We start from the raw sequence: 12,925 nt of genomic DNA on the forward strand, positions 1-12,925 counted from the left end.
ATTGTGCTATTGTAAAGAATTCGTTAATTTTTCGGAATCATGACAATCATTTTTGTCCCTACACCAACTTCACTTTCTACCTGAATGCGACCATGATGCGCCTCTACTAGGTGCTTCACAATAGCAAGCCCTAAACCTGTCCCCCCAGAATTCCTACTTCGCGCACGATCCACACGGTAAAAACGCTCAAAGACACGAGCAATTTCATGCTTTTCAATCCCTATACCTTGGTCTTCTATTTCAAGAATGCCGTGCGTTTCATTTTCCTTTAATCGAATCGTAACGGTTGTATTTTCTGGAGAGTACGTAATGGCATTGGTAATTAAATTAGTGACAATTTGAATAATACGATTAGCGTCACCCATAACTTGAACATCACGTTCTATATCAACATAAAAGCTCATATTTTTCTCATCTAGACGAGGTCCTGTCAGCTCTGCCCCACGTATAAGGACATCTTGCAAGCCCATCGGCATAATATTAACGGTAAAACCATGCTGTTCAATTTTCGATAACTCTAATAAATCCTGGATAAGCATCTGCAGACGGTTACTTTCTTTATAAATGATCTCTAAAAAAGATAGGAGCATTTTTTCATCCTTATACGCACCATCCAGTAATGTTTCAGAAAAGCCTTTAATAGATGTAATAGGTGTACGCAATTCATGGGATACGTTTGCTACAAAGTCCTTACGAATTTGCTCTAAACGAACAAGCTCCGTAATATCATGCATAACGATAACGACACCAAGCCATCGACCATGATCTCCTATAACAGGTGCTCCGTACACTTCCTTATTATATAGCTCCTGTTGGACCTCCATTTTAATTTGTTGTCGATAAGGCATTTCTGTTAGAAACACATGGTCGATAAATTGCTCTAATGATTTAGGTAAGCCTATTGTACGAAAAACTTTCCCTTGTACATCGTCAATTTGCATACCGAAACGCTCTAAAAATACACGGTTCACGATAGATATATTTCCCTCACGTCCAATCATCATGAGGGAGCTTCCCATGTTTTCAATTAACGTTTTAAGCCTTTCCTCTTCTACCTCGCGAATCGTCGTTATATCCTGTAAATTACGCGCTAAAATATTGATGGAGTGACTAAGCGGCATCATGCGTGCATGCTCATTTTCATGGGCACGAGCACGATAATTTCCCTTCGCCAACTCAAGTGCTGTATCTGTCACGTTATCAATAGGTGCAGTGAAATTTCGAATCATATAGCGACTTACAATAGCCATCAACATAAGCGCTATGATAAATAGAATCGCTAGCACTACATAAAGTCGTGCATGAACAGTCGATAATAGAGAATCTTTAGTCTCAATGTTTTGCGCAGCATATAGCGCCTCTTTATCTTCCTTAGATAGTTCAATCTTTCGTTCATCTAATATTTGGTTAGTAGATTCTTGCATCTCTACACTAGCCTGCTCGTTGTACTGTTCTATATAAACAGGAAAAAGCTGACCTATTACAATCATTAGGACAGCTAATATCGTTCCAAGCAATAGCATGAATGTCAAGAATAAGCGGTTGCTCATTGATTTCATGTCGTTTTCGGCTCCTCGAATTTATAGCCAAGGCCGCGAATTGTTTTGATGAATATCGGCTTACGGCTATTTTCCTCGATTTTATCGCGAAGGTGGCTTATATGCACATCCACAATTCGAGTATCGCCAGCAAAATCATACTTCCATACAGCACTTAATAGCTGATCACGCGTTAAAACACGGTTTTTATTTTCAAGTAAATAAATGAGTAGCTCAAATTCCTTTGGTGTAAATTCCAGTGCTTCATCTTGTAAAAACACTTCAAAACGCTCTGGAAAGACACGTAATTGTCCAAATTCATACATTTTCTCTTGTGGCCCATTCCTATCTTCAGCCACTACGTTTTGTGTAAAACGTCTTAAAACAGCCTTTACCCGCGCTAACACTTCGCGTGGACTAAAGGGTTTCGTCATATAATCATCTGCCCCTAGCTCTAGACCAAGTACTTTATCGAACTCGTCATCCTTTGCTGTTAGCATAATAATAGGTGTATTCATACGTTGTTGACGAATTTGCTTACAAACCTCCATACCATCAAGTCTTGGAAGCATCAAATCTAATAAAATTAAATCTGGCTGTAAGTCAATTGCCTTATCAAGACCCTCTTGACCATCTGCAGCTGTTTCTACAACATATCCAGCCTGCTCTAAATTATATTTCAATAATGTCGCAATAGAAAATTCATCTTCAACTACTAAAATCGTTTTTGTCATGTGTAATGCCTCCGTTAGTGATTTGAAACCCCCATTTCAAATCTCAAGACGTCTATAAAGTAAGTGGTGGTGTCACCAGTAAAGTACCTTCAATGACAAGCTGCTTTTGCTCATTATATGAGTGTACAGATACAGTAATCGTATTTTGTAATTTATTTACTTCTGTTACCTCTAAAAGAGTATCAAATAATTCATAATGATAGAGCGGTCCTAAATATTTTATATGTTGCTCAATAATTCGTGCACCTGGTCCAGGAATATACTTTGACACAGCTGAAGTAATAATGCCATTTAACATGATTGTTGGTACGATTGGCTTTTGAAAAGGTGTCATTGCAGCATAATCATGTTGAATATAAAGTGGATTATTATCATTCGTAAGACCTAAATAAAGCAATAAATCCTTATCTTCTATCTTTTCGGTTATATGAATCTTCTCGCCAACTGTAATTTCATCAATAGTGAGACCAAGCTTACTGTTTTTTTGAAGCAATAATACGCCAACCCCTTTTCTATCATATACCTTCATAGTATCAATTTTATTCCAAAAGTACAACGAAAAGCAGAATAACCATTTTATCTTTAGCAAATGTTTTCTGTGCGAAAGCGTAGTGCAACGTAGCGGCAGCAATAAATGTTTTCTACAATGAAAACAAAGGGCAGCTACCTTTACGCCAAGGCGAAATTAATTACAGTTTTTTACCGTAACTTGGGTTGATTCCTGTTCCAACTTGGCGATATCCTGGGGGCGTTCAGCAGAAATGAAGATCAACTTATTTACTTAGCAAACGTTTTAACAAATTGTCTCCTCAACTCTTAAGCAATGGCACCATCCAAAATAAAAGAAACCACCTCATATGAGATGGCTACCTCGTAATTGTTATTTAAAGCACTTGTTTGTTGAATAAGATTTGTAAGGACTTATTCCTCTTCAACTTTAAGATTTTTATAGAAGTCATCAATAATTGAATGAATATCTGGCTCTGTATAATAGTAATGACCATTTACTTCATTTAAAGAAAATGAAAAAGTAATTTCTTCATCTCGGTAAAATGCAATAGAATATGTGAACCCACTCTTATCGTCTTGGTTTTCTTCTGGTATAAACTGAATGTCCTTTATTTCGCTTAAAAAATGATCAATAATATTTTTATCATTGATGACTTTTTTATATCCTGTACTTCCATCAATTATTTTAATTTTAGTTACATCTTCAAGCTCGTCCTCATAAAATTCAGGAAGTGTTTTTGTTTCTAAACCGCAACCAGCTAAAAGAAAAAATAAAAACAAAGGTATCAATAGCTTTTGAGCATTCATTACACCCCCCCTCGTATTTAAAGCATGTATTTTATTTAAATTTCGCTATTGAAGTAAACTACTCCTTCTGTTTATGTAATAAAAGGCTCTACTCAGTAAAGCCCCGTTTCACTCAATTGTTGAATGTCTTTTTTATAGGAAAGCTACCTTATGGCCTTTCAAGTCCCCTATTTTCGATTAGATATTACCCCAAATGTAGATGCTTTAATGTATGTTTGTCCTTGTAATGACTCCAATTGCTTTGGCGTGCCAGATACTACGGCCCCAATAATTTTCACATCACTACTATCCAGGGTTCCATTTTTCCCGATTAAAGATTGATAAACTTGGTTTATTTCCCACTGAAAGTTCTTCCTTCCTCGAAGATACTCAATGTTTGAAATAAAGGTGTCAACCCCGCTTGGAGAACGTCGTACTTTTGGTTTTGATTGCTCTGATTGAAATCCATAAATGAACGGAGATTTAGCTCCAATAGTACCTTGGCTTTGCTTCATAAAATTCAATCCTTCCCCTGTAAAGGTATCTACCCACCACCAATCTACTTGCACATTAGAAGGTAACTTGCTTTTAATGTCGTCAAAGCTATATGCATTATCAAAAGATATTGCTAGTTCTACTAAAGTATTTTCTTCCAATTGATTGAGTTCACTGATACTGTCTTTATAAACATCGTATGAAATCTTAGGATGATAAAAAAACATTTCTCTATCGCCAGTGTATTCATTAAAATGTTCAATTTGATTTGATTCTGCTAGTGATTCTGAACATTCTATTTGGATTGTGTCCGAAATGTAATCATGTGAAATAGTTCCGAATAGATTGTAATCACTTTCGAGAGGTTCCCAAATATAAGGTCTATTCTTATCTCCAAGTACCTTATATGTTGTTGCTTTTATTTTCCCTCCGAACAAATTATCATCAAACATCTGTTTGCTAATTTGAACATTTGGGGAACTAATTTGGTTATAGAACCAAATATCATCCATTACTTCCACGGCACTATTTAATGATAAATTCCTGAGATTGTACCATACTGCTACTAGAACAATTGGCGTAACGATAATCGATATTCCGATAATTTTTATCGTTGACCAAAACTTCGCCTTTCTCATTATTTTTTTCGTCTGTTTTTCATCAAATAAAAAATTATTTTGTTCTTTATTCATAATCAGTGTCCTCCTTAAATCGTTCAGTAAATTCTTCCCTAGCACGTCTGACATGCGTTTTTAGTGTGTTTTCATTCTTATTCATGAGGGCTGAAATTTCTTTGTACGATAATCCCAGCTCATATTTCAGGACTAATAATTCCTGATGCAAGGTGGATAGCGTTTCAAGCGTGTCTCGGATGTCCTGTAATTTTTCTTTTTTTAGGACCTGAATCTCAGGCATGTTAATCAATACTGTCAATTGAACTTCATCAAATTCGGTTGTTGGATGGCGCTTTTCTTTTCTCTTGAGATCATAAAACTGATTGGTGGCCACACGATATAACCAACTCATTACTTTGTCTGATTGAATTCCATTTTTATGTAATAAAAATTTATAACATGTATCTTGTACGATATCCTCTGCATCCTCATGGGCTAATCCACGTTTTCTCAAATAACGGTATAATATGGTCCCTGCTTGCTGCAAAAATTCATTCATTGATTGCTTGGCCATGACTACCTCCCTTCTGCCTATACAACGCAGAACTCTAAGAAAAGTTTACATATTATAAAAAATCCCTCATAAATTATTTTGTTTACCAAAAAAATACAAAAAAGAAGGGAACTTATGCTACTCATCTCTATTTTCCGGTATCCCGTATTTTGTAAGAACATCTTATTTTGTCGCATTATTTGCCCTACTTTTTGATACTTAAATACTCAAAAAAAAAAATCGAGTAGGAATGAATCCTACTCGATTTCATAAACTTTTATTAAGCTAAAACTTTCATAACATCGCGGACTGCTTCTGCCGATTTATCTAAAGCTGCTTTTTCATTGTCTGTTAATTCAAGTTCAAAGATTTTTTCTACACCATTTGCACCTAATAATGTCGGAACACCTAGGTATAAATCATTGTAGCCATATTCGCCTTCTAAGTATGCAATAGATGGAAGTATACGTTTTTGGTCTTTAATGATAGCTTCCGCCATCTCAATAAGCGCCGCTGAAGGAGCATAATATGCAGAACCATTACCAAGAAGGTTAACGATTTCAGCGCCACCTTTACGTGTTCGGTCAACAATCTCTTCAAGACGATCTGCTGGGATTAATGATTCTAATGGAATACCACCAGCGAATGAGTAGCGAGTTAGTGGCACCATTGTATCACCATGTCCACCTAAAACAAAACCTGTGATGTCTTTTACTGAGATATTAAGTTCTTCAGCTACAAACGCACAGAAACGAGCCGTATCGAGTACACCTGATTGACCTATTACACGATTTTTTGGGAAACCAGTTTCTTTGAACACTGTGTAAGTCATTGCATCAACTGGGTTTGTAAGTACGAGGATTGTTGCATTTGGTGAGTATCTAGCAATTTCCTTGGAAACAGCTTTCATCACATCTTGGTTAATTTGAACAAGATCGTCACGGCTCATACCTGGCTTACGAGCAACACCAGCAGTGATAATTACTACATCAGAATCTGCAGTATCCGCATAATTAGAAGTTCCTTTAACATAAGAATCATAACCTTGCACTGGTGCAGCTTCCCACATATCAAGAGCTTTACCTTTTGTTGGGTTTTCAGCTTGAGGGATATCCACTAACACTACATCACCAAGTTCTTTTTGAGCTGCTAAAAATGCTGCAGTAGCGCCTGTAAAACCGCTACCGATTACTGAGATTTTTTTTCGTTTCAGAGACATTCGAATACGCTCCTTTAAAATTAGGTTTTATATTTTAAAAAAAGGAGGAGAATAAATTCTCCTCCCTCGATTAAACAAGTTCATCGTAAATATTTTATTAAATTTACATTTCACCCTAATTATATCGGCAGAATATACTTCCGCTTTAACTAAAATTTCTATTTAAAATAGAAATTATAGGTTTTTGATTAATTCAGTAGCGAATTCTGAACATTTTACTTCTGTAGCGCCGTCCATTAAACGAGCGAAGTCGTAAGTTACAACTTTAGAAGAGATTGTTTTCTCTACAGATTTAGTAACCATGTCAGCTGCTTCTTGCCATCCTAAGTGCTCAAGCATTAATACGCCTGAAAGTAATACTGAAGATGGGTTTACTTTATCTTGACCAGCATATTTTGGAGCTGTACCGTGAGTAGCTTCGAAGATCGCGTGTCCAGTTACATAGTTAATGTTTGCGCCTGGAGCGATACCGATACCACCAACTTGAGCAGCTAATGCGTCAGAGATATAGTCACCGTTTAAGTTCATTGTAGCAACTACGTCGAACTCATTTGGACGAGTTAAGATTTGTTGTAAGAAGATGTCAGCGATAGAATCTTTAACTAAGATTTTACCAGCTGCTAAAGCGTCAGCTTGTGCTTTGTTCGCTGCTTCTTCACCTTGTTCAGCTTTAATAGCATCATATTGGTTCCAAGTGAATGTTTGATCAGCAAATTCTTTTTCAGCTAATTCATAACCCCATTTTTTGAATCCACCTTCAGTGAATTTCATGATGTTACCTTTGTGTACTAAAGTAACAGATGGGCGTTTATGAGTAATAGCATATTCGATAGCAGAACGTACTAAACGCTCAGTACCTTCTTTAGATACAGGTTTTACACCGATACCAGAAGTTTCTGGGAAGCGGATTTGGTTAACACCAAATTCAGTTTGTAAGAAGTTGATGATTTTTTTTGCTTGTTCAGAGCCAGATTCGAATTCGATACCAGCGTAGATGTCTTCTGTGTTTTCGCGGAAGATAACCATATCAACGTCTTCTGGACGTTTAACTGGAGAAGGTACTCCATCAAAGTGACGTACTGGACGTAAGCATACATATAGGTCAAGCTGTTGACGTAATGCTACGTTTAGAGAGCGGATACCACCACCGATTGGAGTAGTAAGAGGACCTTTGATTGCGATTAGGTATTCGTTAATTTTGTCTAAAGTTTCTTGTGGTAACCATTCACCAGTTTGGTTGAATGCTTTTTCACCAGCTAAAACTTCTAACCATTCGATTTTCTTTTCACCGTTGTAAGCTTTTTCTACTGCTGCGTCGATTACTCGTGATGCTGCAGCCCAAATATCAGGACCGATTCCGTCACCTTCGATGAAAGGAATCACTGGATTGTTTGGTACATTAAGTACGCCATTTTCAACTACAATTTTGTTTGACATGGATGTTGCCTCCTAAATTCATAATCATAGGACTGTGTTATAGGTAACACAGTCCCAAATATTCTAGCATATTTTCCAAATTAGCGCTCGCTGATTGGAACATATTTTTGCATACCTGGTCCAACATACTCTGCACGTGGACGGATTAGGCGGTTGTTAGCATATTGCTCTAGAATATGAGCTACCCAACCAGAAGTACGTGATACTGCGAAAATTGGTGTAAATAGGTCATGATCAATACCTAAAGAATCATACACTGACGCAGAGAAGAAGTCTACGTTTGCAGGTAATTTCTTTTGTTCTACGATCATGTCATGGATTTTAACTGACATTTCATAAAGCTCTGGTTTACCAGTAAGCTCAGTTAATTTTTGTGACATTACACGTAAGTGTGGTGCACGTGGGTCGCCTTTACGGTATACGCGGTGACCGAAGCCCATGATTTTTTCTTTGTTATCTAATTTATTTTGAATATAAGATTCAACGTTTTCAAGTGAGCCGATTTCAGTTAACATTTTCATAACTTGCTCATTTGCACCACCATGAAGTGGTCCTTTTAATGCACCGATAGCTGAAGTTACACCAGAATAAACATCTGATAATGTAGCTACACATACACGTGCAGTGAATGTAGATGCATTTAATTCGTGGTCAGCATGTAATACTAACGCTTTGTCGAATGCTTCAACTTCGATTGCCGCTGGCTCTTCACCTTTAAGCATGTATAAGAAGTTTGCAGCATATCCTAATTCTGGTTTTGGAGCAATTGGCTCTAAACCTTTACGAACACGTGCAAATGCAGTTACTACTGTAGCAATTTTAGCTTGTAAACGGATAGCTTTACGATAGTTAGCTTCTGTATCCATAACATCCGCTTCTTCATCGAATACACCAAGTAAAGATACTGCAGTACGTAGTGCAGCCATTGGATGTACAGTTGAAAGTGGGTATGTTTTGAATTGGTCTACAATTGCTTGCGGAATAGACATGTTGTCTGCCAATTGTTGTTTTAATTCAGCTAGCTCGTCTGCTTTTGGTAAACGAGTATGCCATAATAAATAAATTACCTCTTCGAATGACGCATTCTCTGCTAAATCATCAATGTTGTAACCAACATATGTAAGTGTGTCATCGATAATTGAACTGATTTTAGATTCCGCTGCTACGATACCTTCTAAACCTTTAGTTGCTGACATAAATTATCGCTCCCTCATATTTATATTTTTTAGTTGTAAATGCATTTATTAGGTCGCATTTACGTTTTTTGCTCATATGAACCATTAAGTAAATCGCTTACAATTGCTATTATAATCATTTTTGACAGCTTTGTGAATGAAAAACCTCCGAATAAAGAAAAAGGTGCACGAGCGATTATATATACGCCTGAAAGAGATTCTTTTTCACGTTTTGACATTCATTTATCAATTGAAACGGGGTGAATTTGTAAAAATGAGGAATATTAAATATTTTTCATACGAAAGAACTATGAGTGTTTTGTTTTTTATATTTTACTTAGTAATATTATGGTTCGTATTACCCGTATCTCTCGCGATTTTTTTGTCTTTTTCTACGTATCCTATCATAAAATTTCTTAATTCTTATTGCAGGATTGCCTATTGGCTTGCAGCAATTATCGTGGAAGCACTTATTCTAACTTGCATTTTCCTTCTCGTTATCATTTCTATAAACAGCATTATTCTTGTCTTCCCTGAAATCCGAGAAACACTACAAAATTTCCCACTTTTCAACGAATATGAATCAATGTTTATCCAAGTTTTAAAGGAAAAATCGCTTTCTATTTTCGATTCAATCTTTTTATACATGGCTAATATTTTCCAACTATTCATGAAACATGTAATTGAAGTATTTATATTCCTTGTCGCTTACTATTTCGCCCTATTGGAAACTCGCAAATCCCGGTATTGGTTTTTTCAATATGTGCCCAAAAAATTTCGCAATGAGTGGCAATCGCATTTTTCTAAAATTATGCAGCTATTTCATTACTTTTTGTATGTGGAGTTTCAGCTGTTCACGATTACACTGCTCATTCTTTGTGCTGGATTCATGATTCTCCAATTTGAACAAGCCATCATCAAAGCTTTTATAGTAGCATTTGCAGATGTACTTCCATTCTTTGGGATTGGAGTATTCCTTGTACCCATGAGCATTTATTTTTACTTAAAAGGCAATACCTTTTTATGTGTAGCTATTTTACTTTTGTATCTCTTCGTTCAATTAACAAGGCAGCTAGCTGATTCCATGCTTTGGTCAAACACATTACAATTACGGACTTTCCACACCTTTTTCATCAGTGCTGCCTCTATTTTATTATTTGGTTTTTACGGAATTTTACTTAGCCCCATCTTTTTATTTTTGGCTGTTAAACTAAAGGAAAATTCTATTTTTGAACGATGATAAATTGACCTTTTTTCATTTTTTTTCGCATCCAATAATAAAAGATTGGTTGAAACATTTTACGAGAAAAAGGCAGCAGCAATAATAAACCAACAAGATCTGTTATAAAACCTGGTAATACTAGAAGTACACCACCACTGAAATTTAAAACTGTGTTAACTAATGCTGGCCCTGGAGCCTCTCCTCGTGCTATCGTATTTTTAACCTTTTGCACAGAATTCATACCTTTATTTTTCACTACATAAATACCTATAATACTCGTAGCGACTATAAGAAGTAATGTATTTAAAATACCAATATTTTGACCAATTACTATTAATAACGCCAACTCGGCTAATGCATAGACAATGAAACCAAGAAAAATTTTTCTCATATTTTTCTCCTTTCTAGCTAAAAACGCTATACCTTATATACGTTATTATAACCCATTAAGTTTCATTAAAAAATTAATGAACCCTATTAAAGAGAAAACGACATTATTCTTTTTATAGTAAATTCTCATTCCATGAGGTAACGATTAACTAGGCAAAATTAGCCATAACGTGTGGTTGATTTCCGTTCCGGCTGGGTGCTTTCCTGGGGGCGTCCGATGAGCCGCTTCGCTTCGCTGCAGGGTCTCGGGCCAACAAGATGTTGGTCACGAAGGCGTTATCACAGGACGTGATGCTTTTAGCCTTCGTTCCTCTATATCGCTGATCCCCGAGGAGTCACCCAGCCTCAACTTATACACATGACATATGTTTTAACAAAATGTCATCTCTATATTTCGATGATAAGCCGAAAAATACTATTTACTTCATCTTTATAAGAAAAGCTCTAGTACAATAATTTGCACTAGAGCTTTTTTATTATAGATTAAAGAACACTTGCATGCCCTTTGTAAATAACTCCCGTTTCGGCATCCATTGTAATTTCTTGACCGTGGCGAATCAAAGTAGTGGCTTCTTTTACTCCGACGATAACAGGGATACCAAGGCTTAGTCCTACAACTGCTGCATGACTTGTAAGCCCGCCCTCTTCTGTAATAAGACCAATACAATTTTCAAGTGCTGGCATCATATCACGATCTGAACCAACCGTTACTATAATACATCCTTCTGTATCATAAGCCAGTGCCTCTGCTGCATTTTTAGCAACAACTGTTTTACCTACTACCGAAGCTTTACCGATACCTTGACCACGAGCTAATAAATCTCCGATGATGTGTACCTTCATTAAGTTAGTAGTACCTGCTTCACCTACTGGTACACCTGCAGTAATGACAACTGCATCACCATGCGTTACAAAGCCATGTTTCAAGCTTTCATCAACAGCTAGCTCTAAAATTTCATCTGTTGTCGTAACACGTTGACAAACAACTGGGAATACACCCCAAACTAGTGTTAATGCGTGAGCTGTATTGGCCGAACCCGTTACAGCGACAATTTGTACACCAGGGCGATATTTCGCAATCATTCTAGCTGTATTACCACTTTCTGTTGGCGCAAGTACTGCCTTTACACCTAAGTTAATCGAAGTGTATGCTACTGCCTGAGAAATCGCCTCCGTCATGTTTGCCTCTTTTTCACGACTACGTGTAGAGACGATGGCCTTATAGTCTAATGAATTTTCTGTACGCTCTGCGATTTTATTCATTGTTTGTACGGACTCTACTGGATAAAGCCCTGCTGCAGTTTCACCAGAAAGCATAATTGCATCTGTACCATCGATAATTGCGTTTGCTACGTCACTAGCCTCTGCTCGTGTCGGACGTGGATTACGCTGCATCGAATCTAGCATTTGTGTAGCCGTAATAACCGGTTTACCTACTTGATTACATTTTAAAATTAATTTCTTTTGTACAAGTGGTACTTCTTCCGCTGGGATTTCTACACCAAGGTCACCACGTGCTACCATTAATCCATCTGAAACTAAGATGATTTCATCGATATTATCGACACCCTCTTGATTCTCGATTTTCGGGATAATTTGAATGTGGTTACCACCATTTTGTTCAAGTAATTCACGAATTTCGAGTACATCCTTTGCTCGACGAACGAACGAGGCTGCAATAAAATCAACACCTTGCTTAATACCGAATAGAATGTCCTGTGCATCTTTTTCTGTAATTCCAGGAAGTTGTACAGAAACGCCCGGCACGTTAACACCCTTTTTATTTTTTAAAACACCTGCATTTTCAACAATCGTATGAATAAGACCTTTTTCCATATCTTTTGCTAATACACGTAGTTGAATAAGTCCATCATCTAATAAAATAATGGAGTTTTGCTCAACATCCTCGATTAAACGATCGTACGTTACAGAGAAGCTAGTTTCTGTTCCTTCAACTTCTGTCATTGAAATATCAATGACTTGCCCTGCTGCTAAATGCAATTCTCCGTTTTTCATATTGTGTGTACGAATTTCAGGACCTTTTGTGTCCAGCAAAATCCCAACTGGTTTACCTAATTTCTGTGCTACTTCGCGAATTAAATTAATACGTACTTCATGCTCCTCATGGGAACCATGCGAAAAGTTTAAGCGGGCAACATTCATACCTGCTTCAATTAGTTTTTCTAAAATTTCTGGTGTCTCACTTGCTGGACCAATTGTACATACGATTTTTGTTTTTCTCATTTTCTGCC

13 protein-coding genes are annotated in these 12,925 nt (G+C 36.8%); 1 reads left to right on the forward strand and 12 read right to left on the reverse strand.

The features are described from left to right. Window positions 1–23 precede the first annotated feature (23 nt). From pnpS to ACQKMI_RS03220, 10 genes are all read right to left on the reverse strand, one after another. The gene (gene pnpS / locus ACQKMI_RS03175; RefSeq protein ID WP_427487185.1) at window positions 24–1,559 is read right to left on the reverse strand and encodes a two-component system histidine kinase PnpS; all 1,536 of its coding nucleotides are present in this window, start codon (window positions 1,557–1,559) and stop codon (window positions 24–26) included. Further along, window positions 1,556–2,272, reverse strand: a complete 717-nt coding sequence (locus ACQKMI_RS03180) for a response regulator transcription factor (RefSeq protein ID WP_427487187.1) — start codon at window positions 2,270–2,272, stop codon at window positions 1,556–1,558. The genes pnpS and ACQKMI_RS03180 overlap by 4 nt, the downstream gene beginning before the upstream one ends. A 52-nt stretch (window positions 2,273–2,324) precedes the next feature. Further along, window positions 2,325–2,765: a MaoC/PaaZ C-terminal domain-containing protein gene (locus ACQKMI_RS03185; protein WP_323649193.1), complete on the reverse strand. Its 441-nt coding sequence runs from the start codon at window positions 2,763–2,765 to the stop codon at window positions 2,325–2,327. 428 nt (window positions 2,766–3,193) lie between these two features. Beyond that, window positions 3,194–3,589, reverse strand: coding sequence for a hypothetical protein (locus tag ACQKMI_RS03190; protein ID WP_427487189.1), 396 nt, complete (start codon window positions 3,587–3,589; stop codon window positions 3,194–3,196). A 167-nt stretch (window positions 3,590–3,756) separates the two neighbouring features. Continuing rightward, window positions 3,757–4,755: an anti sigma factor C-terminal domain-containing protein gene (locus ACQKMI_RS03195; RefSeq protein ID WP_427487191.1), complete on the reverse strand. Its 999-nt coding sequence runs from the start codon at window positions 4,753–4,755 to the stop codon at window positions 3,757–3,759. Then, complete coding sequence (locus ACQKMI_RS03200; RefSeq protein ID WP_427487193.1) at window positions 4,748–5,251, reverse strand: RNA polymerase sigma factor; 504 nt, start codon at window positions 5,249–5,251, stop codon at window positions 4,748–4,750. The genes ACQKMI_RS03195 and ACQKMI_RS03200 overlap by 8 nt, the downstream gene beginning before the upstream one ends. A 259-nt stretch (window positions 5,252–5,510) precedes the next feature. Then, window positions 5,511–6,449, reverse strand: coding sequence for a malate dehydrogenase (gene mdh / locus ACQKMI_RS03205; protein WP_427487195.1), 939 nt, complete (start codon window positions 6,447–6,449; stop codon window positions 5,511–5,513). A 174-nt stretch (window positions 6,450–6,623) separates the two neighbouring features. After that, window positions 6,624–7,886 carry an NADP-dependent isocitrate dehydrogenase gene (gene icd / locus ACQKMI_RS03210; RefSeq protein WP_427487197.1) on the reverse strand — a complete coding sequence of 421 codons (1,263 nt, stop codon included), beginning with the start codon at window positions 7,884–7,886 and terminating at the stop codon, window positions 6,624–6,626. 80 nt (window positions 7,887–7,966) lie between these two features. Continuing rightward, a complete protein-coding gene (gene citZ, locus ACQKMI_RS03215) occupies window positions 7,967–9,082 on the reverse strand; it encodes a citrate synthase (RefSeq protein ID WP_427487199.1) in 1,116 nt (371 codons plus the stop codon). Between the two features lie 59 nt (window positions 9,083–9,141). After that, window positions 9,142–9,300, reverse strand: a complete 159-nt coding sequence (locus tag ACQKMI_RS03220) for a hypothetical protein (RefSeq protein ID WP_427487200.1) — start codon at window positions 9,298–9,300, stop codon at window positions 9,142–9,144. 71 nt (window positions 9,301–9,371) lie between these two features. Here ACQKMI_RS03220 and ACQKMI_RS03225 point away from each other — a divergent pair, with 71 nt between their 5' ends. Beyond that, entirely contained in the window at window positions 9,372–10,301 is a 930-nt protein-coding gene (locus ACQKMI_RS03225; protein ID WP_427487342.1) for an AI-2E family transporter, read from the forward strand. Here the strand turns inward: ACQKMI_RS03225 and ACQKMI_RS03230 are convergent. Further along, window positions 10,285–10,674 carry an FxsA family protein gene (locus ACQKMI_RS03230; protein WP_427487201.1) on the reverse strand — a complete coding sequence of 130 codons (390 nt, stop codon included), beginning with the start codon at window positions 10,672–10,674 and terminating at the stop codon, window positions 10,285–10,287. The two genes, ACQKMI_RS03225 and ACQKMI_RS03230, sit on opposite strands and share 17 nt — an antisense overlap. Before the next feature lie 482 nt (window positions 10,675–11,156). Further along, the gene (pyk, locus tag ACQKMI_RS03235) at window positions 11,157–12,917 is read right to left on the reverse strand and encodes a pyruvate kinase (protein ID WP_427487203.1); all 1,761 of its coding nucleotides are present in this window, start codon (window positions 12,915–12,917) and stop codon (window positions 11,157–11,159) included. Window positions 12,918–12,925: the final 8 nt, after the last annotated feature.

Source organism: Lysinibacillus sp. NPDC097214 (assembly GCF_050277945.1).
GTDB classification, from domain to species: Bacteria; Bacillota; Bacilli; order Bacillales_A; family Planococcaceae; genus Lysinibacillus; species Lysinibacillus xylanilyticus_B.